Source organism: Acidovorax sp. IB03, from assembly GCF_016406015.1.
In the GTDB taxonomy this organism is placed as follows: domain Bacteria; phylum Pseudomonadota; class Gammaproteobacteria; order Burkholderiales; family Burkholderiaceae_C; genus Acidovorax; species Acidovorax temperans.
This window is the reverse complement of sequence record NZ_JAEFCH010000012.1, coordinates 33,085-55,227: the sequence shown is the minus strand read 5'-3', so window position 1 is coordinate 55,227 and position 22,143 is coordinate 33,085. Positions and strand designations below refer to the sequence as shown.

The 22,143-nt window shown below is 65.2% G+C and carries 18 protein-coding genes; 15 read left to right on the top strand and 3 right to left on the bottom strand.

What is annotated here, in order from left to right; genetic code table 11:
* Positions 1–70: 70 nt before the first annotated feature.
* The 3 genes from pbpC to IHV84_RS09195 all read left to right on the top strand — a co-directional run bounded on the left by pbpC (position 71) and on the right by IHV84_RS09195 (position 6,233).
* Positions 71–2,329 (top strand): penicillin-binding protein 1C, encoded by a 2,259-nt coding sequence (gene pbpC / locus IHV84_RS09205; RefSeq protein WP_198846673.1) that lies wholly within the window; start codon positions 71–73, stop codon positions 2,327–2,329.
* Positions 2,330–2,568: 239 nt separating this feature from the next.
* Positions 2,569–4,854, top strand: coding sequence for a diguanylate cyclase domain-containing protein (locus tag IHV84_RS09200; RefSeq protein ID WP_198846647.1), 2,286 nt, complete (start codon positions 2,569–2,571; stop codon positions 4,852–4,854).
* A gap of 212 nt (positions 4,855–5,066) precedes the next feature.
* Positions 5,067–6,233 (top strand): L-lactate dehydrogenase, encoded by a 1,167-nt coding sequence (locus IHV84_RS09195; protein WP_370541235.1) that lies wholly within the window; start codon positions 5,067–5,069, stop codon positions 6,231–6,233.
* A gap of 69 nt (positions 6,234–6,302) precedes the next feature.
* Here the strand turns inward: IHV84_RS09195 and IHV84_RS09190 are convergent, their stop codons facing one another.
* Positions 6,303–6,869 (bottom strand): DUF3455 domain-containing protein, encoded by a 567-nt coding sequence (locus IHV84_RS09190; RefSeq protein ID WP_198846646.1) that lies wholly within the window; start codon positions 6,867–6,869, stop codon positions 6,303–6,305.
* Positions 6,870–7,146: 277 nt separating this feature from the next.
* On the opposite strand from IHV84_RS09190, the gene IHV84_RS09185 reads away from it, so the two are divergent.
* The 5 genes from IHV84_RS09185 (at position 7,147) to IHV84_RS09165 (ending at position 10,832) form a co-directional block, all read left to right on the top strand.
* Positions 7,147–7,722 (top strand): RNA polymerase sigma factor, encoded by a 576-nt coding sequence (locus tag IHV84_RS09185; RefSeq protein ID WP_198846645.1) that lies wholly within the window; start codon positions 7,147–7,149, stop codon positions 7,720–7,722.
* A gap of 13 nt (positions 7,723–7,735) precedes the next feature.
* On the top strand, positions 7,736–8,521 hold the full coding sequence (locus tag IHV84_RS09180; protein ID WP_198846644.1) for an anti-sigma factor domain-containing protein: 786 nt from the start codon (positions 7,736–7,738) through the stop codon (positions 8,519–8,521).
* A 108-nt stretch (positions 8,522–8,629) separates the two neighbouring features.
* Positions 8,630–9,571: a DUF3034 family protein gene (locus IHV84_RS09175; RefSeq protein WP_198846643.1), complete on the top strand. Its 942-nt coding sequence runs from the start codon at positions 8,630–8,632 to the stop codon at positions 9,569–9,571.
* 32 nt (positions 9,572–9,603) lie between these two features.
* Positions 9,604–10,059, top strand: a complete 456-nt coding sequence (locus IHV84_RS09170) for a group 1 truncated hemoglobin (protein ID WP_198846642.1) — start codon at positions 9,604–9,606, stop codon at positions 10,057–10,059.
* A 2-nt stretch (positions 10,060–10,061) separates the two neighbouring features.
* Positions 10,062–10,832: a plastocyanin gene (locus tag IHV84_RS09165; RefSeq protein WP_233099921.1), complete on the top strand. Its 771-nt coding sequence runs from the start codon at positions 10,062–10,064 to the stop codon at positions 10,830–10,832.
* Here the strand turns inward: IHV84_RS09165 and IHV84_RS09160 are convergent.
* Complete coding sequence (locus IHV84_RS09160; protein WP_370541233.1) at positions 10,776–11,951, bottom strand: c-type cytochrome; 1,176 nt, start codon at positions 11,949–11,951, stop codon at positions 10,776–10,778. The genes IHV84_RS09165 and IHV84_RS09160 overlap by 57 nt on opposite strands.
* Before the next feature lie 219 nt (positions 11,952–12,170).
* On the opposite strand from IHV84_RS09160, the gene IHV84_RS09155 reads away from it, so the two are divergent.
* Positions 12,171–13,214 (top strand): hypothetical protein, encoded by a 1,044-nt coding sequence (locus IHV84_RS09155; RefSeq protein WP_198846640.1) that lies wholly within the window; start codon positions 12,171–12,173, stop codon positions 13,212–13,214.
* A gap of 78 nt (positions 13,215–13,292) precedes the next feature.
* Here the strand turns inward: IHV84_RS09155 and IHV84_RS09150 are convergent, their stop codons facing one another.
* Positions 13,293–14,192 (bottom strand): LysR family transcriptional regulator, encoded by a 900-nt coding sequence (locus IHV84_RS09150; protein WP_198846639.1) that lies wholly within the window; start codon positions 14,190–14,192, stop codon positions 13,293–13,295.
* A 296-nt stretch (positions 14,193–14,488) separates the two neighbouring features.
* On the opposite strand from IHV84_RS09150, the gene IHV84_RS09145 reads away from it, so the two are divergent.
* The 6 genes from IHV84_RS09145 (at position 14,489) to IHV84_RS09120 (ending at position 22,056) form a co-directional block, all read left to right on the top strand.
* Entirely contained in the window at positions 14,489–16,024 is a 1,536-nt protein-coding gene (locus tag IHV84_RS09145) for an aldehyde dehydrogenase family protein (RefSeq protein WP_198846638.1), read from the top strand.
* Positions 16,024–17,199, top strand: a complete 1,176-nt coding sequence (locus IHV84_RS09140) for an FAD-binding oxidoreductase (protein WP_198846637.1) — start codon at positions 16,024–16,026, stop codon at positions 17,197–17,199. The genes IHV84_RS09145 and IHV84_RS09140 overlap by 1 nt, the downstream gene beginning before the upstream one ends.
* A 77-nt stretch (positions 17,200–17,276) precedes the next feature.
* Positions 17,277–18,503 carry a pyridoxal phosphate-dependent aminotransferase gene (locus IHV84_RS09135; RefSeq protein ID WP_198846636.1) on the top strand — a complete coding sequence of 409 codons (1,227 nt, stop codon included), beginning with the start codon at positions 17,277–17,279 and terminating at the stop codon, positions 18,501–18,503.
* A gap of 23 nt (positions 18,504–18,526) precedes the next feature.
* Positions 18,527–20,212, top strand: coding sequence for a thiamine pyrophosphate-binding protein (locus IHV84_RS09130; protein ID WP_198846635.1), 1,686 nt, complete (start codon positions 18,527–18,529; stop codon positions 20,210–20,212).
* 141 nt (positions 20,213–20,353) lie between these two features.
* Positions 20,354–20,797 (top strand): helix-turn-helix domain-containing protein, encoded by a 444-nt coding sequence (locus tag IHV84_RS09125; RefSeq protein WP_198846634.1) that lies wholly within the window; start codon positions 20,354–20,356, stop codon positions 20,795–20,797.
* An 8-nt stretch (positions 20,798–20,805) separates the two neighbouring features.
* On the top strand, positions 20,806–22,056 hold the full coding sequence (locus IHV84_RS09120; protein ID WP_198846633.1) for a type II toxin-antitoxin system HipA family toxin: 1,251 nt from the start codon (positions 20,806–20,808) through the stop codon (positions 22,054–22,056).
* Positions 22,057–22,143: the final 87 nt, after the last annotated feature.

Genomic DNA, 22,143 nt, shown 5'->3' with positions numbered 1-22,143 from the left:
GCTACAAGCCCCGTTGCCACGCAGCGCCTGGCGGCAATGCGCTGTGGTGCTGCTTGCCTGGGCAACGGCCATGGCCGCCCACGCCTTGCCCAGCTACGAAGAGGTGCGCGCCGACTTTCGCCCGTCTGACACGCTCATCCTCTCGCGTGAAGGGGAGGTGGTGCAGCGCCTGCGCACCGACGCCACGGTGCGCCGCGGCCAGTGGGTGCCGCTGGCCGATGTGTCGCCTGCGCTGCGCATGGCGCTGGTGCTGAGTGAGGACAAGCGCTTTTACGAGCATAGCGGGGTGGACTGGCACGCGGCCTCTGCCGCCGCCTGGGGCAACCTGTGGAACCAGCGCACGCGGGGGGCCAGCACCATCACCATGCAACTGGCGGGGCTGCTGGATGGCGACTGGAGGCAGGGACCCGGGGGGCGATCCGTGGTGCAAAAAATTGGGCAGACGGTGGCCGCACAAGTGCTGGACAGGCGCTGGCGCAAGGACCAGATCCTGGAGGCGTACCTGAACCTCGTGCCGTTTCGCGGCGAGGTGGTGGGCATTGATGCGCTGAGCCGCACTCTGTTTGGCAAGGCAGCCCATGGCCTGCAAGACCGCGAGGCAGCCGTGGCCGCCGCCCTGGTGCGCGCCCCCAACGCCAAGCCGGCCCTGGTGGCGCAGCGTGCCTGCGGCGTGTTGCGAGCCATGCAGCCGCCAAAAGCCGCAGTGGATTGCGATGCGTTGGAACTGTTTACCACCGCCGCTGTGCAACGGCGTGCGTTTGATGCGACCGAAGGCGCAGCGCCGCACTTTGCACGCTATGCGTTGCGCCAGCAGGCAGAGGCGGCATCGTCCCCAGCAGCCCCATCTGCCGCAAGCGCTGGCGCCCCACCGTTGCGCACCACCTTGCGCGCGCCCTTGCAGCGCTTTGCCACCCAAACCCTGCAGCAGCACCTGCGTGAACTGCGCGGCCGCAATGTGGAAGACGGCGCGGTGCTGGTGCTGGACAACGCCACGGGCCAGGTGCTGGCCTGGGTGGGCTCGTCCGGCCAGCTCAGTCAGGCCAGCGAGGTGGATGCCGTGCTGGCGCTGCGCCAGCCCGGCTCCACGCTCAAGCCGTTCCTGTACGGGCAGGCGATTGCCGAGCGCCGCCTCACCGCCGCGTCGCTGGTGGAGGATTCGCCCGCGCAGATCACCACGGCCAGCGGCCTGTACATCCCGCAGAACTACGACCGGCAGTTCAAGGGCTGGGTGTCGGTGCGCACGGCGCTGGCGGCGTCGCTCAACGTGCCGGCCGTGCGCACGCTGGTGATGGTGACGCCCGATGCCTTCCACCACCAGTTGGGGGAGCTGGGCCTGCCGTTGCGCGAAAACGGTGATTACTTTGGCTACAGCCTGGCCCTGGGCAGTGCCGAGGTGCCCTTGCTGCACCTGACCAATGCCTTTCGTTCGCTGGCCAACGGCGGGCGCTTCAGCCCTTTGGTGGTGTTGCCGACGCGAGCGCGCCCGGCGTTCACCCCGGCGCTGGATGCGCGCGCTGCCTTCATCGTGGGCGACATCCTTTCAGACGGCAACGCCCGCGCCCGCACCTTTGGCACCGACAGCGTGCTGGCCACCCGCTTCTGGTCGGCCGTGAAAACCGGCACCAGCAAGGACATGCGTGACAACTGGGCGGTGGGCTGGTCCGAACGCTACACCGTGGGCGTGTGGGTGGGCAATGCCAGCGGCGCTGCGATGCACGATGTGAGCGGCACCAGCGGGGCCGCGCCCGTGTGGGCTACCGTGATGGGCTTTCTACATGCGCGCGAGCCCAGCCGCCCGCCGCGCCCGCCGCAGGGGCTGGTGCAGTGGCCTGTGCGGTTTGGGCCTGCGGGGGGCGATGGCGACAGCGCCACGGCCTCACTCCCGCTGGAGGCTGCGCGCACCGAGTGGTTTGTGCCAGGCACGCAGCAGTCTGTGTTTGCTATCAATAACGTAGCTGATGGCGCTTTATCAGTAAGCGCTGGAGGCCAAAAACGTTCAAAACCCGCAGAACCCCAGGCTGACCTGGGGCCTGCGCGTATCCTGATGCCGGTTCACGGCACGGTCATCGCGCTGGATCCGGACATTCCGCCCCAGTCCCAGCGCTTGCGGCTGCAGGCCGCCGACCTTGCAGCCCCCCGCCTGGCATGGCGCATGGACGGCAAGCCTCTGGGCCGGGGGGCTGTGCTGGAGTGGCTGCCCTGGCCGGGCCGACACACGCTGGAACTGGTAAACGCCCAGGGGCAGGTGCTGGACACGGTGCGTTTTGAAGTGCGCGGCGCCGGGGTGGCGCCGGGGGCCGTCCCCGGCACCGCCTCGAAGCCCCGATGAGGCCGGTGACCCGTCGGTTATTTCCCCTGATGTCGTTGTGGCGATCACTACAATGGTGCGCAAGTCTGTGTAGACGTTGTTCTTACATGCCTATTCCCCCGCGCATTTCACGCCACGGCGGCGCTGAAATCCACCGCGACGTCCCCTTAGCAGCCGCTTCACGGCCCAGCGTGGGGCCTGGCCGTCGTTCTGTGGGCAGTGTGCGGGCCCGTGGTCCCGGCTTCGATCAATAGCCACGCATGTCTGCCGTCCGTTCCCTTCTGTCTCAGCGGTTTCTCTGGATGGCCTTGCTGCTGTCCCTCGGGATCGGCGCATTGTCAGTGCGTGCTCTGTGGACGTTGCGCAACGACGAATGGACCTACGCTCTCAAAGCCAATACCAACCTGGTGGGCACGCTGGCGCATTCGCTGGAGTGGACGCTGGACTCGGTGGACCAGTCTCTGATCACGGTGGTGGAGGGGATTGAGAGCGCGGGCGAGTTGTCCCCTTCAGCCCGTATGCGCGATCGCCTGCGGGAAGTCGTTCGCTTTGAAAGCGTGGTGCGCCTGCATGCGTTGGGCAATGTGGTGGTGATCAATGCCCAGGGCGATGTGATTCTGGATTCTGGCTCGCAGGAGCCTCGCAAGGCCAACGTTGCCGACCGGGAATATTTCCTGGCGTTCAAGGAGCGGGGGCATGAGGGCCTGTTTGTGGGCCGGCCGGTGCCCTCCCGCATTACCGGGGTCATGTCGCTGCCCCTGGCGCGCGGCTTTCGCACTTCCCAGGGCGAGTTTGGCGGCATTGTGCTGGGCGCGGTGCGGCTGAGCTACTTCAATGAACTGTTCGCCTCAGTGGATCTGGGTGAGAACAGCGGCGTCAATCTGTTTCGTAACGATGGTGTCATCGTTTCGCGCTTTCCCTATGGTGACGCGGACGTGGGCAAGAGCATTGCGGGCACGCCCAACATGATCCGTTTTCAGCAGGAGAAAGAAGGCAGCTTTGTGGGGCGTGCGGCGCTGGATGGGGTGGAGCGCTCGTATTCCTTCAAGCACGTGGGGCGCTTTCCGCTGATCCTGAACGTGGCCCAAGCCAAGGCCACCATTTTCAAGAAGTGGAACCGCTCGGCCTGGGGGCTGGGGCTGTTCACCTTCGCGCTCATGCTGGCGTGCATGGCGCTGGCGGTGCTTTTCAACCGCGAGCTGCAGCGCCGCCAGGCGGTGAGTGCGCAACTGCAGCGCGCCGAGCGCGACTTGAGCAATATCTTGCACAGCATCCCTTCGCTGGTCGGCTCGTGGGATGTGAACCTCTACAACCGCTTTGGCAACCAGGCCCACGAGACCTGGTTTGGCGTGCCGCTCGAAAAGCTGCACGGAATGCACATGCGCGATCTGCTGGGGCCCGAGCGCTTCCAGCAAACCGAGCTGCTGCTGGCCAAGGCTCTGGAGGGAGAGGTGCAGGTTTTTGAGACCCGGCTGACGGATGCCCAGGGCATCCGGCGGCACATCATCGTGTCGTACACCCCCGAGCGCTATGGCGACAAGGTGCTGGGCCTGTTCATCCAGGCCACCGACATCAGCGAGCGCAAGCGCATGGAAGACCTGCTCTTTGAAGAAAAAGAGCTGATGCGCCTGACCCTGCAGTCCATTGGCGATGCCGTGGTGTGTTGTGATGCAGATGGGCAGGTTACCTACCTCAACCCGGTGGCCCAGCGGCTCACAGGCTGGCAGGGCTTCGACGCCGCTGGCTGCGATGTGGATGAAGTGATTCGCCTGGTTCCGTCGGAGGTGGGCGCTGATCTCAAGAGCCCGCTGCGCGCTGCCATGCGGGACGACCGTGCCTTGCCGCCCACGCGCGGTGCGGTCTCCCATCGCACTACCCACCAGCGGTTTGATGTGGAACTTTCAGCCAGCCCGATTGCCGATCGCCATGGCCATGTGACGGGCGCGGTGGCCGTGCTGCGCGATGTGACCCAGGCCGTGGCCATGCAGGCGCGTATGGCGCGGCTGGCCCATTACGACGTGCTGACCGACTTACCCAACCGCGTGTTGCTGCAAGACCGCGCCCAGCAAGCCATTGCCCAGGCCCAGCGCGAAGGCAAGTGCGTGGCGGTGATTTACCTCGACCTCGATGGTTTCAAGCAGGTCAACGACGCCATGGGCCACGACGTGGGCGACCAGCTGCTGGTGCAGTGGTCACGCCGCCTGCAGGCCGTGGTGCGGCAGACCGACACGGTGTGCCGCCAGGGCGGGGACGAGTTCGTTTTGCTGCTGCCAGCCATTGGCGGCACCGAGCAGGCGGGTGTGGTGGCGCGCAAACTCATGCAGCAGTGCGTGGAGCCATTCGTGCTGCAGGGTGTGACCCTGTCGCTGGGGCTCAGCGGGGGCATCAGCCTGTACCCACAGCATGGCCAGAATCTGGACGAGCTCACGCGCCATGCCGACGCTGCGATGTATGCCGCCAAGCAGGCCGGGCGCAACCAGATCCGCCAGTACGAAGGCCCCGCAACGCCGCCCAGTCTGGTGGTGCAAAAGGACGAACTGGCCTGAGGCCCTGAACGGGTTCGCGCAGCGCATTACGTTCCTTCCGCACCCGGTTCAAAGCGAGGATGTCTGGCCATGCGCTTCGCGCGCAATGGGCCGAGCACCTTGCCACGGCACGGAATGGAAATTTGTTGCAAGCTCGCGCAAATAATTTTGATGGTCTGGCGTTCTGCCAGGGCCTACCATGCGGCGCTGTATTTCAAGAACGGAGCGAGAGCGTGCCCGACCTGTCCAAAATCACCTGTATCGAAGACCTGCGCGTCATCGCCCAGCGCCGCGTGCCGCGCATGTTCTACGACTATGCAGACTCGGGTTCGTACACCGAGGGCACCTACCGCTCCAACGAGTCGGACTTCCAGCGCATCAAGCTGCGCCAGCGCGTGGCGGTGAACATGGAAGGCCGTACCACCCGCACCACCATGGTGGGGCAGGACGTGGCCATGCCGGTGGCGATTGCGCCGACGGGCCTGACAGGGATGCAGCACGCCGATGGCGAGATTCTGGGCGCCCGCGCGGCCAAGGCGTTTGGCATTCCGTTCACGCTGTCCACCATGAGCATTTGCTCCATTGAGGACATTGCCGAGCACACGGGCCGACACCCCTTCTGGTTCCAGGTGTACGTGATGCGCGACCGCGACTTCATCAACCGCCTCATCGACCGCGCCAAGGCCGCCAACTGCTCGGCGCTGCAGCTCACGCTGGATTTGCAGATCCTGGGCCAGCGCCACAAGGACATCAAGAACGGCCTGTCGGCCCCGCCCAAGCCCACCATCGCCAACCTCATCAACCTGGCCACCAAGCCGCGCTGGTGCCTGGGCATGCTGGGCACCAAGCGCCGCAGCTTCGGCAACATCGTGGGCCATGCCAAAGGGGTGGGCGATTTGTCATCGCTGTCGTCGTGGACGGCGGAGCAGTTCGACCCGCAGCTCAACTGGGGCGATGTGGAGTGGATCAAAAAGCGCTGGGGCGGCAAGTTGATCTTGAAAGGCATCATGGACGCCGAAGACGCGCGCCTGGCCGTCAACAGCGGTGCCGATGCACTCATCGTCAGCAACCACGGCGGCCGCCAGCTCGATGGGGCGCCTTCCTCCATTGCTGCATTGCCTCACATTGCTGAAGCGGTGGGCAAGAACATCGAGGTGTGGATGGATGGCGGCATTCGCAGCGGGCAAGATGTGCTCAAGGCCCGTGCTTTGGGCGCGCAAGGCACGCTGATTGGACGCAGCTTCCTGTACGGCCTGGGTGCGTATGGCGAGGCGGGTGTGACCCGCGCCTTGCAGATCATCCAGAAGGAGCTGGACATCACCATGGCTTTCTGCGGCCATACCAACATCAACAACGTGGACCGCTCTGTACTGTTGCCGGGCACCATCCCCACGCTGTAACCCCGCTGGTGAACAAAGCCCCGCAAATGCGGGGCTTTGTGTTTTGGCAGGGCGTGCGCTAGCCCGCTTTCAGGAAGCAGCCTTCCAGATGATGTAGTCGGCCTGGTACTTCACCACCTGTTTTTGCCCTGCGTTGGTCGCAGTGCAGGCAACGGCAGGTGCCACGCCACCCTGGGTGGCCACGCGCTGGATATAGGTCACGCCCTGCATCGCGCCCATGCCCATGGCAGGGTTGGCCTTGACCAGCTGCAGCGGAATGTTGCCCGCGCTGGCGGGCGCTACTGCCAGCTGCGTGGCTGTTACCTTGGAGCCGTCGTTGCTCTCCCAGGTGGCTGGTGGGCCGTAGTAGCGGCCCACCACCTTGCCCGAGCGGTCCATCAGCTTCGCATCGGGGCCCACAAACACCCATTCAAAGGCGCTGGGCATGTCTTTTTTGGCGCGGCATTCGTAGGTGATGTCGCCCGCGCCCACGGTTTCCATGGCGATGCGCTGGCCGGCAGGCACCTGCACAGTGGCGGGCAGGCTGCTTTGGTTGAAGGCTGGAGCGGCTGGCGAGCTCATCGAGCCGCAGGCCGTGAGGGCAGCGGCAGCGCCCAACAGGGCCAGGGTGGTCAAAGAGGTGCGGATCGTGGGCATGGTGCTTCCTTGGTTGCGGGTTGAAAACCAGAGGGTGCTTTGCGCCGCTGCAAAGGCGGTATGTGCACCCGTCACTCCTCTGTACGGAGCCATCGCCACACTGGATTCAAAAAGTTTTCAGATTTTTTTGAAATGGCCTGAAACCATCGGTGTGCATGGGTTGAATCTGCCGCGCCCGCGGCTGCGTATTTGTGTTGACAAACGTTGCGCGGCGTTGAAAGCCCCAGGGTATTTCCACCCTTGTGTGCAACCCGCAGGCATCCCACACAATCGGTGCATGAGCACCCTTGAACCAGACCGCGAACTCATGGAACTCCTCGACCGCGTAGCCACGCAGGACGACAAGGCCCTCAAGGCCTTGTACGACCGCACCTCGCCCAAGCTGTATGGCCTGGCGCTGCGCATCGTGCGCGAGCGGGATGCGGCCGAAGATGTGCTGCAGGAGGCGTTTGTCTCCATCTGGCGCGGTTCGGGCAGTTACCGCGCCTCGCTAAGCCCGCCCCTGGCCTGGATGGGGCTCATCGTGCGCAGCCGGGCCCTGGACGCCCTGCGCAAACGCACGGCCGACCGCGCAGGCGTGACGGACGAGCTCGACGAGTTGCTGGCCGACACCCTGGAAGGCGACAGCCCCAACCCCATGGACGTGAATGACGCCAGCCAGCAGGCCTTTGCCCTGCACCAGTGCCTGACGCGGCTGGAAGCCAAGCAGCGCGAGGTGGTGAGCCTGGCCTATCTGCGCGACCAGAGCCATGGCGAGCTGGCCGAGCAGCTTCAGCTGCCCCTGGGCACCGTCAAGACCTGGATACGGCGCGGGCTGGAGCAGCTGCGCCAATGCATGGCCCGGTACGCATGAGGGCCCACACGCCATGAACATCACCCAACACCCTGAACTGCTGCAGCGCCTGGCTGCCAGCTATGCCCTGGGCACACTGCGCGGCGGGGCCCGCCGGCGTTTTGAAAGACTGGCCCGCGAGCACGCCGCCGTGCGGGCCGCTGCACTGGTGTGGCAAACGCATTGGTCGGGTCTGGCTGAATTGCAGCCCGGCACCACGCCTGACCCGGCCGTGTGGCTGCGCATCCAGAACCTGGTGCAGGCCGACCAAGCCCAGCACCGCATGGAGCTGGCCCGTGCCCAGGCGGTGAGCGAGTCAGGCTGGTGGCGCAGCCTGCGTTGGTGGCGCGGTGCGGCGGCAGCGGGTGCGCTGACCACCGTGGCCGCCGTGCTGGTGGGGTGGCAGGCGCACGGGGGGCTACAGGCTGCCACCAGCGCCCAAATAGCGGCGCTGCAGCAGCAGTTGCAAGCCACACCCCAGATCCAGTATGTGGCCGTGCTGGCCGATGACCAGGCCGCCGCCTCGATGCTCGTCACCTTTGACCCCAAGAACCAGAAGCTCGTGCTGCAGCGCGTGGGCGGCTTCCAGGAGGGCGATGACAAATCCCTGCAACTGTGGGCCTTGCCGCCTGCGGGCGGGCCGCGCTCGCTGGGCGTGCTGGGGCAAGACAAGCTGCTCACCCTCACGGCAGCCGAACAAGAGGTGAAGCAGGTTCCCACCCTGGCCATCAGCCTGGAGCCCAAGGGTGGCGTGCCCAGCGAAGGGGGGCCTACCGGCCCTGTGCTGTTCAAGGGCACGCTCATCCAGCGCATGCTGTGAACAAAAAAGTGGGGCGGCGTGAATCTGGCAGGCTGGGCGGCGCGTACCAGGTAAAGGTCAGCACATCGTGGTTCTGACAAGCACACAACCTTTGGAGGAGATACCCCGATGACCTTGCCCTTACGACCGATTGCACAGTGCGCCGCCCTGGCGGCCCTCTTGGCCTCTGGCGCTGCCCAGGCCGACACTGGCAAGCTGGTGTTGACCGGGGGCGTCAGTTCCATCACCGGTAGCGCCGGGGGCGGCATCACCCCCTGGGCGGTGATTGGAACCCAGGCCACGGAGGGTGAATGGGGCGTCAGCGCCTATGCCACCCGCGCAGGTACGCAGGACTACGCACTTTCCAGCTACGGCGCAGCCATCGGTTGGCAGGACAGGGTGGAGCTGTCACTGGCGCGGCAGGATTTTGATGCGGCCCCGGCCTTCGCCCTCAACGGCATCGCCCCTTTTGGCGTGGCGCCCGGCCAGCACATCAAGATGGACGTGCTGGGCCTGAAAGTGAAACTGCTGGGCGATGCCATTCTGGATGCCGACACCTGGGTGCCACAGGTGGCGCTGGGGCTGGAGCACAAACAGGTGCGCTCCGGATCACTGAAGTCGGTGCTGGATTTTCTGGGTACCAAGACGAGCGGCACCGATCTGTACCTGAGCGCTACCAAGCTGCTGCTGGACAAGAGCCTGCTGCTCAACACCACCCTGCGCTACACCAATGCCAACCAAAACGGCCTGCTGGGCTTTGGCTCGGCCGCGCCTGGCAAGAACCGCCGCAGCCTGCAGCCCGAGTTTTCGATCGCCTACCTGCTGCGGCACAACCTTGCCGTGGGGGCCGAGTACCGCTTCAAGCCCAACAACCTGCAGGCCTTGGGTGCGGCAGCCGGCCTGGGGGCCGCGCTGCGCGAGGACGACTGGAAGGATGTTTTCGTTGCCTGGGCGCCCAGCAAAAATGTCTCGCTCACGCTGGCGTGGGTGGACCTGGGCCGCATCGTGCCGGGCGTGACCCGGGACAAGCGCCAAACCGGTTACTACCTTTCGGCTCAGGTCGCGTTCTGACCGAGCCGGTTTTCACCTTCTGGAGCACCACCATGTCTGCCCAACTCTGTGCATGGGCCGTGGCCGCAGCCTGCCTGCTGGCCCTGCCCGCCGCCGCGCAAACAGCCCCGACCCCTTCATCCACCGCGCCCGCAGGCCTGTACCAGGCGCTGGGCGAAAAGCCTGGCATCACGCGCCTGGTCGATGATTTTGTGAACCGCGCCGTGAAAGACCCGCGCATCGGCAGCCACTTCAAGGACACCAAGCCCCAGGCCCTCAAGGAAAGCCTGACCGACCAGATTTGCCAGCTCAGCGGTGGCCCCTGCCAGTACGAAGGCGGTGACATGAAGTCTGCCCACGCTGACATGGACATTACCAAAGCGCATTTCAACGCGCTGGTGGAAGTGCTGCAGGCGGCCATGGCGGCCCAGGGCATTGCGTTTGCGCAGCAAAACCGCCTGCTGGCGCTGTTGGCCCCCATGCACCGCGACATCATCACCGTGCGCTGACCATGCAATCCATTGTTGCTACATTATTGATAGCTGGTTGCGCTTATTCCATAAGCGCTAGCGCCGGAAATGTTCAAATTCAGGTGCTAGGCCGCGACGGAAAGCCCGTGCCCGAGGCCGTGGTGGTGCTGTACCCCAGCGCAGCCAACGCGGCCACAGCGCCCAGCCTGCTGCAAGCCAGCCCCACCATCGAACAAGAACGCATGCGCTTTGTGCCCGCGCTCACGGTGGTGGCGCCGGGCACCACGCTGCGTTTTACCAACCAGGACCGTTGGGACCACCATGTGCGCGGCACGCCGGTGGGCCCTGCAGCCACGGCCGGGGCAGGGGGCAATGAAGGCTTTGAGATGCGGTTGGCGGGCAAGCAAGACGGGCAGGCCGCCCAGGCAGCCGAGACCACCGTGCGCCAGCCTGGCGTGCTGCTGCTGGGTTGCCACCTGCACGGCTCCATGCGCGGCCATGTGTTTGTGACCGATTCGGCCTGGACGCTCAAGACCGACATCGACGGTATCGCCCGTTTTGCCAGCGTGCCCGATGGCGCCGCGCAAGTGCGCGTGTGGCATGCAGAGCAACTGGTGGACCTGCCGCGCAAGGCGCTGAATGTGGTGCCCGGCCCGGTGCTGGATACCGTGCAGCTCAGTGTGGTGCCCCGCGTGCGGCGTGCACCCCCGTCTGCGCCCGCAGGCACCGGCAACACCCCGGGCGGGCATGTGGGGTCATACAGCCTGGCCCCTGTTTCGGCCCACCCAGCCCATCAGCACCCCGGCAGCTGATCCGCCACGCCAGCGGGTGGTCCACCGGGGGCGGGTCAGCAGGGCAGTCACTTTGACCGGGCGGAGTCCTTCGCCCTTTCTTGGCCTGAGTCTCCATGGCGGCCCTGCTGCAGTGCTGCCAGGAGGCGCCGAGGTCTGCCAGGCAGCTTGAGCCCGCCGGGCCCGGAGGGCACGGTGTTGGCACTGCTCTTCTGGCCGCCGGCTGCGGTGCTGCCCACCTCCTGCTTCACGCTGCGCGGGGGGCGCGTTCAGGTACAGGTACAGCGCCTGCGCGTCCACATCGCTCAACTGACCCAGCGACTCGAACGGCATGACCTGGATGGGCGTGCCGTCCGGTCGTTTGCCGGTGCGCAGCATGGACACAAAACTGGCAGCGTTGGGATAGCGGGCCAGGGCGGTGCCCGCGCTGTGTGTTCCAGGACGGATGTCTGCGGCCGCAGGCCAATCGGGTGGGGCACCCGGAATCTTGCCGCCCGACAGATCGGCACCATGGCAGCCGATGCACATGTTGGCCATATATTGGCCGTTGGTCAGCGTCACACCGGCAGCGGTGGGGCGCGAGGGCGCCAACTGGTGGTCGATGCGCGAAGCTGCGTCAGGAATCGCCCCCAGCCCATACAGCACCCAGGCAGGGTGCGGCAGATCGATCACCGCCTGCGCGCCTTCCTTCGGCGGGAACTGGCGCACATAGGACACCAGGGCGTTCAGGTCTTCGTTGGTGAAGCGGTTGTAGTCCTCGCTGGGCATCACCAGCAGCGGGCGGCCGTTGGGCTTGACGCCATGGCGGATCACGCTGTTCCAGTCCTCGGGCGGGTAGCGTGCCACCACGCCAGCGGGCGTGATGTTGGGCCCCACGATGCGCGTGCCCTTGCCATCGTTGACGAACTCGCGGCCCGTGCCCTGTGCGCCGTGGCAGTAGGAGCAGCTGCGCGATGCATACAGATAGCGCCCGCGCTCGATGGTCTGCGCATCGGTGGTGTAGGCCACGGGGCGGGGCTTGATGTCGATGGTGCGGTTGCGCTTTTGCTCGGCCAGGTACAAGCCGCTGGCTGCCGAGCCGATCAAAATCGCAGCCAGTAGCATGGCGCCGCTCGCAGTCCATTTGATCCAGCGTTTCATGGTGGCATCCCTCTTCTTCGATTCAACGATCCAATTGCCGTTCAGGCGGCGAATTCAGAATTCGAAGCAGCGGTGAGTGGCGACCTCGCTGTCCACTGGGCGCCATACCCGGTGACATATGTCACAGACTTCCTGCCGGTTTTGTTGCGGAAGGTACCCGTGGGGCGCGACGCGGCTGTGGTTTACCGACAAAAAATCTGACGAGGAAGGGTGTATTCAATGAGCTATGTCATCCACATATGGGACCAGCCCACCCCGGCCACCTGGACGGAGGCCCGCTCGGTTCTGGCGCGGCTGGTGAACCAGCCCGCGTCACCCCACCCGCGTTTTGCAGAGCTGGCGCGGCGTATGCATGTGTGGACGCCAGAGCTTGCCGCCGACTGGACTCTGGATGCGCCGGATGGAGTGGTGGACCAAGCTGTGTGGTCGCTGGCACTGGCTCAGACCTTACCAGATAGCTTTTATCCGCGCCTGATCGATCAGGCGGTGAGCCTGGGGCTGAGCGTGTACGACGAGCAGGCGGGAGCGTGTTTTGTGCCCGGGCCTTGGCGGATGTCGGTGGCGGGTCGGGAGCCGCTTGTCCATGCGCCGGTTGCGCCTCCCGCGCCATCGGGTTTGCTCGATGTCCAAGGGCGCTTTCGGGCGCTGGTTTTGCCGCGCCTGCAGCGCCATGGGTTCGCGCTGGAAACGCCCGCGCCACGCGGCAACCTGGTGGAAACGCACCTTGTGCGGCCTACCCCGCTCGGGGACCAGCGCATTCATGTCGACTGGATGGGCGATGCGGCCAGCCACTATGTGGCAACGGTGATTTCCCGCATCACGCCTCAGTTGCCCGAAGCGGTGGCCAAAGTGTGTGCACCTCAAACGCGGATCCTCTTCAATGTGGAGGATACGCCGCAGATCAATGCCTTTCTGCGCAACTTTTCCCCCAAGAACCCCACATCGCGCAGCTACCTCGCCTCCGGTGTCGAGGGACTGGACGTTTTCATGTCTGCGCTGGGCGATTGGCTCCTGACAGCGTTGGTGCCTGTGCTGGACCATTGCAAAACGCTGGACGATTTTCTGGCGTACGAGTTGGGTGAGCCCCGCAGCCCGATCTACGTCATGGCCTATCTGGCCAATCTCGCTCTGGCTTATGTTGCAGGGGTTCCTGATCTGGATGCGCGCTTTGACCAGCTCATGCAGCGGCGCCGCGCGCAAGGGATGAATCCTGCGCAAATGGCAGCAGCCTTCGAGGCACTGCGCTCGCTTCGCATCGCTTGAGGATTTTGCAGCGGGTTCCCGGCGGGCGCTTTACCGCCCCCACCCAGCGGCGCTGGATGGTTTGGGTTACGCCGCCCGCTACCGCTGCCCCGCGCACTCCGCCACCAGCCAATCCCGAAAGGCCTTGACCAGAGGCGACTGCGCGCGCGCCTCGGGGTACACCAAGTAATACGCATCGGTGCTGGTGAGCACCAGGTCAGACAGCTCCACCAGGCTGCCTGCGGCCAGTTCCTGCTCGATCAGAAAACGCGGCAGCAGCGCCGCACCCAGGTGCGACACCGCAGCTTGCGCAATCATGGCGCAGTGCTCCGACTGGGGGCCACGCAAGGCCAGCGCCGTGGGGGCGCCCGCCAGTTCAAACCATTCAGCCCACTGCGTGGGGCGGGTGCTTTGCTGCAGCAGCGCCACGCGGGCCAGATCTTGCGGCGTACGGATGTTGTGGCGGTCGCGGTAGGTGGGGCTGCACACGGGCACGGTTTCTTCGTGCATCAGGTATTCACACACCGCACCGGCCCAGTGCGGCGCGCCGAAGTGGATGGCCGCGTCAAACGGCGTGCCGGCAAAGTCAAAAGGCTCAGTGCGCGCGGAGAAATTGACCATGGCCTCAGGGTGCCGCGCCATGAAGCCCCCCAGGCGCGGAATGAGCCAGCGGGTGCCCAGCGTGGGCAGCACGGCCAGGTTGAGCAGACCATCGGTGCTGGCAAACGCCATGGTCTTTTGCGTGCTGGCCGACAGTTGCTGCAGCACGGCCTGCACATCGGCCGCGTAGATGCGGCCTGCATCGGTCAGCACCACGCGCTGGCGCACGCGGTGAAAGAGGGCGGTGCCCAGTTGCTCCTCTAGCTGCCGAATCTGGCGCGACACAGCGCTTTGCGTCAGGTGCAACTCTTCAGCCGCCCGCGAGATGCTGGTGTGCCGGGCAGCTGCCTCAAAGGCCAGCAAGTCGGCAATCGGCGGCAAAAAGGTCTTGCGGAACATGGCGGTGCGGCACTGGGGTTAATGATGAGAGGGAATGAGCTGGTAGCACGACGTGCTCACCGTTTCGGTGCGCTAGCGCTTTCTATTCGAGCGCAGGCTACTCCTGAATTTGCACCCCATTTTGCGGTACTTCATTCTGATCGGGTATGAAGTTGTTCCAATTTTTTGCTATGCACTGCCCGGTGCAGGGTGGATAGTGGCACCATCTTTGCTGCAGAAATGCTTGTGCCGGGGCACCTGGGCTGTTGGCCTGCCTGCCCCATGTTTTTCATTGAACATCTCACCGGTTGATTGCCATGTCTGACACCTCTGTTGCTTCCAGCGTCGTTTCTGAAGTCCATGCCCTGCTGCAGCGCCTGGGCGTGCCCGCGTCTGCTTACCAGGGGGGCGACTTGGCTGTGCGCTCACCCCTCACTGGCGAAGTGGTGGCCCATGTGCCCCAGCACACGCCCGCGCAGGCCAGCGACGCCATTGGCCGCGCACACGCAGCCTTCGCCACCTGGCGCACCGTGCCTGCACCGCGCAGGGGTGAACTGATTCGCCTGCTGGGCGAAGAGCTGCGCGCCGCCAAGGCTGACCTGGGCCGCCTGGTGACGTTGGAGGCGGGCAAGATTCCCTCTGAAGGCCTGGGCGAGGTGCAGGAGATGATCGACATCTGCGACTTTGCCGTGGGCCTGTCGCGCCAGTTGTACGGCCTGACGATTGCCACAGAGCGCCCCGGCCACCGCATGATGGAAACCTGGCACCCGCTGGGCGTGTGCGGCGTGATCTCCGCGTTTAACTTTCCGGTGGCCGTGTGGTCGTGGAATGCCGCGCTGGCTGTGGTGTGTGGCGACACGGTGGTGTGGAAGCCGTCTGAGAAAACCCCGCTGACGGCCCTGGCCACGCACGCCATCGCCCAGCGCGCACTGGCCCGCTTTGGCAGCGACGCGCCCGCGGGCCTGCTGGAGCTGATCATTGGCCAGCGCGACATTGGCGAGGTGCTGGTTCAGGATGCCCGCGTGCCCGTGCTGTCGGCCACCGGCTCCACCGCCATGGGCCGCGCCGTGGGCCCGCGCCTGGCAGCCCGCTTTGCCCGCGCCATTTTGGAGCTGGGTGGCAACAACGCCGCCATCGTCGCCCCGTCGGCCGACCTGGACCTGGCGCTGCGCGGCATCGCCTTTGCGGCCATGGGCACGGCAGGCCAGCGCTGCACTACGCTGCGCCGCCTGTTTGTGCATGAAAGCGTGTACGACCAGCTGGTGCCCCAGCTCGCCAAGGTGTACGCCAACGTGCAGGTGGGTGACCCGCGCGCTGAAGGCACGCTGGTGGGCCCGCTGATCGACCGCATGGCGTTTGACGGCATGCAAAAGGCGCTGGAGCAAAGCCGCGCCCTGGGTGCCAAGGTGCACGGCGGCGCCCGTGTCGAAGGCCTGGGCGGCCCTGATGCGTACTACGTGCGCCCCGCGCTGGTGGAGCTGCAAAAGCACGAAGGCCCCGCGCTGCATGAAACCTTTGCGCCCATCCTGTACGTCACCCGTTACAGCACGCTGGATGAGGCCATTGCCATGAACAACGCCGTGGGTGCGGGCCTGTCGTCGTCCATCTTCACGCTGAACATGCGCGAGGCCGAGCAGTTCATGTCTGCCTCTGGCTCGGACTGCGGCATTGCCAACGTCAACATTGGCCCCAGCGGCGCAGAAATTGGCGGCGCGTTCGGTGGCGAGAAGGAAACTGGCGGTGGCCGCGAGGCGGGCTCCGACAGCTGGAAGGCCTACATGCGCCGCGCAACCAACACGGTGAACTATTCGACCGCGCTGCCGCTGGCGCAGGGCGTGAAGTTTGACGTGTGATGCCCATCGTCATCATCGGCGGTGGCGTCATCGGCAGCGCCATTGCCTACTTTCTCACCCTGCAGCAGCCGGGCTGTGATGTCGTGGTTGTGGAGCGGGACCCGACCTATGCGCGGGCCTCGTCGGCGCTGTCGGCCAGTTCCATCCGCCAGCAGTTTTCTACTGACATCAATATCCAGATATCTGCCTACGGCATCGGTTTCTTGTGCAACGTGGGCACGCTGCTGGCCTGCCATGGCGATGTGCCTGATATCGGCCTGCACGAAGGCGGCTACCTGTACCTGGCCACCCAGGCGGGCGAGGCCACGCTGCGCGAGAACCACGCGCTGCAAAAGCAGCACGGTGCCGATGTGGCGCTGCTGAGCCCGCAGCAACTGGCCGAGCGATTTCCGTGGCTGGCTCTGCAGGACGTGGTGCTGGGCTCGCTGGGTTTGTCTGGCGAGGGGTGGTTTGACGGCTACCTGTTGCTCACTGCCTTGCGCAAAAAGGCGCAGAGCCAGGGTGTGCGCTATGTGGCCGATGAGGCCGTGGGGTTCGACACAGCGATCAGCGATGGCGTGCTGCACGTGAACGCGGTGCGCCTGCACAGCGGCGCTGTGCTGCCATGCCGTTATGCGGTGAATGCCGGTGGCCCGTGGGCCGCTGCTATTGCGGGCTGGGCGGGCATTGACCTGCCCGTGGTGGGCAAGCGCCGCACGGTGTTCAACCTCGCCAGCCCTGCAGCACTGGCGGGTTGCCCCCTGCTCATCGATACCAGTGGCATCTGGTTGCGGCCCGAGGGCAAAGGCTTCATCTGTGGCTTTGCGCCGGACGCAGGCAACGATGCCGACTTCGCTCCGCTGGAGCCTGAGTGCGCAGCGTTTGAGGAGCACATCTGGCCCCTGCTTGCCGAGCGCATCCCTGGCTTTGAAGCACTGCGCATGCAGGGCGCCTGGGCGGGCTACTACGAGATGAACACCTTCGACCACAACGCCATCGTGGGCCTGCACCCGGCGTGCGACAACCTGGTGTTTGCCAACGGCTTTTCGGGTCACGGGCTGCAGCAGTGCCCTGCCGTGGGCCGAGGCGTGGCCGAGCTGTTGCTTACGGGCAGCTACCAAAGCCTGGACCTGTCGCCGCTGTCCATCGAGCGCATTGCACGCAACGCACCGCTGCTCGAAAGGAACGTGATTTGAAAGCGGCCGTTGAAGTTTGTTGACCCATTTGTCCGTCTGTCTGTGCCCAACGATAAGCCCCCGGAGACCTACCAGCAATGAACGCTCCCATCCCCGCCACGGCCTTCCGCGCGGCCGACCGCCTCGCTGCCATCGGCGTTTCCGAAATCGTGCACCTGACGCAAGAGGCCAACCAGCTCAAGCGCCAGGGCCAGCCCGTGATCGTGCTGGGCCTGGGCGAGCCGGACTTCGACACGCCCGCGCACATCCTGGAGGCCGCGCAAAAAGCCATCGCGCGGGGGGAGACGCGCTACACGGTGCTGGATGGAACAGCCGAACTCAAGGCCGCCATCCAGCACAAGTTCAAGCACGAGAACGGGTTGGACTTTGCGCTGAACGAAATCACCGCCGGTGCGGGTGCCAAGCAGATCCTCTACAACGCTCTGATGGCATCAGTAAACCCGGGCGACGAAGTGATCCTGCCTGCGCCGTACTGGACTTCGTACGCCGACATGGTGCTGATTGCGGGCGGTGTGCCCGTGGTCGTGCCTTGCACCGAGGCCAACGGCTTTCGCATCACGCCCGAGCAGCTGGAGGCGGCCATCACGCCGCGCACGCGTTGGGTGTTCATCAACTCGCCCTCCAACCCCAGCGGCGCGGCCTACAGCGCTGAGCAGTTGCGCCCCGTGCTGGAGGTAGTGGAGCGCCACCCGCAGGTGTGGCTGCTGGCGGATGACATCTACGAACACATCCTGTACGACGGCCGTGCGTTTGCCACGCCTGCAGCCGTGCTGCCGTCACTGCGCGACCGCACGCTGACGGTGAACGGTGTCTCCAAAGCCTACGCCATGACGGGCTGGCGCCTGGGCTATGGTGCAGGCCCCAAGGCGCTGATTGCGGCCATGGCCGTGGTGCAAAGCCAGGCCACGTCGTGTCCCTCGTCCATCAGCCAGGCGGCGGCCGTGGCGGCGCTGACCGGGCCGCAAGACGTGGTGCGCGAGCGTTGCCAGGCGTTCCAGGCGCGGCGCGATCTGGTCGTAGCCGCGCTCAACGCCTCACCCGGCCTGCACTGCCGTGTGCCCGAGGGCGCGTTCTATACCTTTGCCAGTTGCGGAGGCGTGCTGGGCCGCACCACGCCGGGCGGCTTGCTGCTGCGCACCGATGCCGACTTCTGCGCCTACCTGCTGCGCGAGCACCATGTGGCGGTGGTGCCCGGTGGTGTACTGGGGCTGGCACCGTACTTCCGCATTTCGTACGCCGCCTCTACCGCCGATTTGCAGGAAGCCTGCGCACGCATCCAGCGCGCCTGCCAGGCCCTGTTTTGAATTTTTGAACCGATACCGTTGATATGAAAACGATCACCCTCACCCCCCGCACCGGCGGCCAGATTTTGGTGCAGCAGCTCATCACCCATGGCGTGAAACAGCTTTTTTGCGTGCCTGGCGAAAGCTACCTGGCCGTGCTCGATGCGCTGCATGATGCCGACATCGGCGTGACGGTGTGCCGCCAGGAGGGTGGCGCAGCCATGATGGCCGAAGCGCAGGGCAAGCTCACCGGCCAGCCCGGCATCTGCTTTGTGACGCGTGGGCCCGGCGCTACCAACGCTTCAGCAGGTATTCACATCGCGCACCAGGATTCGACGCCCATGATCCTGTTCGTGGGCCAGGTGGCCCGCAACGCCATGGGGCGCGAGGCGTTTCAGGAGCTGGACTACAGCGCCGTCTTCGGAACCATGGCCAAGTGGGTGGTCCAGATTGACGACCCGGCCCGTGTGCCCGAGCTGATCTCGCGCGCCTTTCACGTCGCCACCTCCGGCCGCCCTGGCCCTGTGGTGGTGGCGCTGCCCGAAGACATGCTGACCGAGGCCGCCACGGTGGCCGATGCCTTGCCCTACCAGGTGACGGAAACGCATCCCGGCGCTGCGCAAATGGCCGAGCTGGCCCAGCGCCTGCAAGCCGCAAAGAACCCTGTGGCCATCCTGGGCGGCAGCCGCTGGTCTGAGCAGGCGGTGCGCGAGTTCACCGCGTTTGCCGAAGCGTGGTCCATTCCGGTGTACTGCTCGTTCCGCCGCCAGATGCTGTTCCCGGCCACGCACGCTTGCTACGGCGGCGACTTGGGCTTGGGCGTGAACCCCAAGCTGCTGGCGCGCATCAAGGCGTCGGACCTGGTGCTGGTGGTGGGCGGGCGGCTGTCTGAAGTGCCCTCGCAGGGCTATGAGCTGTTCAACATCCCCACGCCTGCGCAGCCCCTGGTGCATGTGCATGCCGATGCGGATGAACTGGGCAAGCTCTACCGCCCCACCCAGGCCATCCACGCCACGCCACAGGCGTTGGCTGCGGCGCTCAATACGGTGCGACCCACAGCGGCTGTGCCGTGGAAGGCCCACACAGAAGCCGCCCATGCCGAATACCTGGCCTGGAGTGACCCAGCTCCCATCCGCATCCCCGGCAATCTGCAAATGGGCCAGGTGATGCAGCACCTCAAGGAAGTGATGCCCGCCGACACCATTTTCTGCAACGGCGCGGGCAACTTTGCCACCTGGATTCACCGTTTCTGGCCCTTCACCACCTACGCGAGCCAGCTCGCGCCCACCAGCGGCTCCATGGGCTACGGCCTGCCTGCGGGCGTGGGCGGCAAGCGCCTGTGGCCCCAGCGCGAAGTGATGGTCTTTGCGGGCGACGGCGACTTTCTCATGCACGGCCAGGAATTTGCGACCGCCGTGCAGTACGGCCTGAACATCATCGTGGTGCTGCTGGACAACGCCATGTACGGCACCATCCGCATGCACCAGGAGCGTGAGTACCCCGGCCGTGTCAGTGCCACGCAGCTCAAGAACCCCGACTTCAAGGCCTACGCCCAGGCCTTTGGCGGCCATGGCGAACGGGTGGAGCGCACGGAGGACTTTGCCGCGGCCCTTGCCCGCGCCCGCGCCAGCGGCTTGCCCAGCGTGCTGCACTGCCTGATCGACCCCGAGGCGATCACGCCCACGGGAACCCTGCAGGAGATTCGCAGCGCGGCTCTCGCCAAGAAGTAAATTTATTCATAGAAAAATGAAATCTGATGTTTCATAAACTTCTATGAATATTGAATTACTTTTTGATTTCGGTTGAGTGGTTGTTTTGGTTGGAAGTATTCATAGATTTACTTTAAAAGTCGATTTAACTACTATCTATGAATGCCAAAGCAAAATATCAGCCCCGCCGAGTACCCCCAGGCCGTCCTCCAGCAGATTGAACGGCTAGGCCAGCACATTGCCATCGCCCGCAAGCGGCGGGGCGAGACGCAGGCCCAATGGGCACGTCGGCTGGGCGTTTCGCAACCCACCATGGCGCGCATCGAACGGGGCGACCCATCCGTGGCCATGGCCAGCTATGTGATGTGCATGTGGCTGGTGAATCCGGCGATGGCGGTGGCCGATGTGATTGCACCGCAGAACGACCATGCGGCTCTGGAGCGGGAGGTCACGCGTGTTCGGGGCTCGCGCAAAACAGTCAAGGACGCACTGCATCCCGGCCCAAGCACTGCGACGCCGGTGCCGTCGCCGTCGCGTTCTCGCCCTGCTGCGGCAGTCGGGCTGGCGGCACTGATCCAACCTCGCTCTGCGAAGGCCCAGCGATGAAGCGGGGCATGGGGGTCAATGCCCGCAGCTACGTGCCGCAAGACCAGCTCTACGTGTGGGCGCTGGTGAATCCCGCGCAGCCCACCCTTTTGGGCGAGTTGGGCCTGTCCCACCTCGTCGCAGATTGCGCCACCTTTCGCTACGGCGAAGGCTGGTGGCACTTTCCGCTGAGCGAAGACCTGCCACTGTTAGCGGGGCAGGAGTTCACTGCAGGCGAGCGCAGCAGCGCCCCCGGTGCCATTGACGATGCCAGGCCCGATCGCTGGGGGGAGCGCATCATCCGCCATGTGGACCGGCCTGCGCGGCTGTCCATTCTGGAGATGCTGCTGTTTGCGGGCGATGACCGGTTTGGTGCGCTGGGCGTATCGGTGTCTGCAGACCGCTATGTGCCGCGTGCTTTGGGCCCATACCCCCAGGTACGGGACTTGGCACAGCTCAGCGCAGCCATGGAAGACCTGCAAACCCAGGCCCCGGTCACGGCTGATATGCAGCGCCTGATCCAGCCCGGTGTGACGCTGGGCGGCGCACGCCCCAAGGCGCTGCTGCAAACCGATGCGGGGGCTTGCGTCATCAAGTTCAGTGAGCTGGACGATGCGGTGGACACGCCGCTGGTCGAACACGCCACCATGACCCTGGCTGCGCAGGCCGGTATCCGCGTGGCTGCCACAGGTGTGTTGCCTGTGCCTGCTCGGCACGGCAAGGCGCGCCATGCGTTGACCATTGAGCGCTTTGACCGTGTGGGTGGCTACCGCCTGCATTGCCTGTCGGCCCGCACAGCGCTGCGCGCGGCGCGGTTGCCCGAGAGCTACAGCGCGCTGGCCACGGTGCTGCTGCGCTTGGCCCACCCCGACACGCAAGTGGCGCAGCGCGAAGAGCTGTTCAAGCGTATGGTGTTTAACATCCTCATGGACAACACGGACGACCATGAGCGCAACCATAGCCTGCGCTTGGGGCTCGATGGTTACTACGAGTTGACTCCCGCGTACGACGTGGTGCCAACCTTGCTCAACATGGGGCGCCAGTCCATGATTGTCGGCTCGGGGGGGGGTGAGTCCAGCCTGGAGAATGCGCTGACGGAGTTGCGTGAATTTGGCATCCCGCGCGCTCGGGCGTTGGCGCTGATTCAGCAGGTCGCTCGCGTGGTGCACGGTTGGCAAGTCCATTTTGTGCAACAGGGGGTATGTCGTGCTGACATGGAACTGCTGCAGGCCAGCATCGACCGCGATGCACTGAGGGTGCAGAGGGTGGCTTTTCTCTAACGTGGGGCCCGTGTGGTGTGTGGCAGCAGGCTGTCAACGCGCCGCGCACAATATCGGCTGTGACCGTTCCTGACCCTGAAACCGCCC

What these genes read in the sequence shown, in the direction of transcription:
- IHV84_RS09175 (WP_198846643.1), top strand. Translation starts at nt 8,630, where the DNA reads ATGACCTTGCCCTTACGACCGATTGCACAGTGCGCCGCCCTGGCGGCC.
- IHV84_RS09125 (WP_198846634.1), top strand. Translation starts at nt 20,354, where the DNA reads ATGCCAAAGCAAAATATCAGCCCCGCCGAGTACCCCCAGGCCGTCCTC.
- IHV84_RS09120 (WP_198846633.1), top strand. Translation starts at nt 20,806, where the DNA reads ATGGGGGTCAATGCCCGCAGCTACGTGCCGCAAGACCAGCTCTACGTG.
- IHV84_RS09200 (WP_198846647.1), top strand. Translation starts at nt 2,569, where the DNA reads ATGTCTGCCGTCCGTTCCCTTCTGTCTCAGCGGTTTCTCTGGATGGCC.
- IHV84_RS09150 (WP_198846639.1), bottom strand. Translation starts at nt 14,192, where the DNA reads ATGTTCCGCAAGACCTTTTTGCCGCCGATTGCCGACTTGCTGGCCTTT.
- IHV84_RS09130 (WP_198846635.1), top strand. Translation starts at nt 18,527, where the DNA reads ATGAAAACGATCACCCTCACCCCCCGCACCGGCGGCCAGATTTTGGTG.
- IHV84_RS09140 (WP_198846637.1), top strand. Translation starts at nt 16,024, where the DNA reads ATGCCCATCGTCATCATCGGCGGTGGCGTCATCGGCAGCGCCATTGCC.
- IHV84_RS09180 (WP_198846644.1), top strand. Translation starts at nt 7,736, where the DNA reads ATGAACATCACCCAACACCCTGAACTGCTGCAGCGCCTGGCTGCCAGC.
- IHV84_RS09190 (WP_198846646.1), bottom strand. Translation starts at nt 6,869, where the DNA reads ATGCCCACGATCCGCACCTCTTTGACCACCCTGGCCCTGTTGGGCGCT.
- IHV84_RS09165 (WP_233099921.1), top strand. Translation starts at nt 10,062, where the DNA reads ATGCAATCCATTGTTGCTACATTATTGATAGCTGGTTGCGCTTATTCC.
- IHV84_RS09170 (WP_198846642.1), top strand. Translation starts at nt 9,604, where the DNA reads ATGTCTGCCCAACTCTGTGCATGGGCCGTGGCCGCAGCCTGCCTGCTG.
- pbpC (WP_198846673.1), top strand. Translation starts at nt 71, where the DNA reads ATGGCCGCCCACGCCTTGCCCAGCTACGAAGAGGTGCGCGCCGACTTT.
- IHV84_RS09160 (WP_370541233.1), bottom strand. Translation starts at nt 11,951, where the DNA reads ATGAAACGCTGGATCAAATGGACTGCGAGCGGCGCCATGCTACTGGCT.
- IHV84_RS09155 (WP_198846640.1), top strand. Translation starts at nt 12,171, where the DNA reads ATGAGCTATGTCATCCACATATGGGACCAGCCCACCCCGGCCACCTGG.
- IHV84_RS09135 (WP_198846636.1), top strand. Translation starts at nt 17,277, where the DNA reads ATGAACGCTCCCATCCCCGCCACGGCCTTCCGCGCGGCCGACCGCCTC.
- IHV84_RS09145 (WP_198846638.1), top strand. Translation starts at nt 14,489, where the DNA reads ATGTCTGACACCTCTGTTGCTTCCAGCGTCGTTTCTGAAGTCCATGCC.
- IHV84_RS09185 (WP_198846645.1), top strand. Translation starts at nt 7,147, where the DNA reads ATGAGCACCCTTGAACCAGACCGCGAACTCATGGAACTCCTCGACCGC.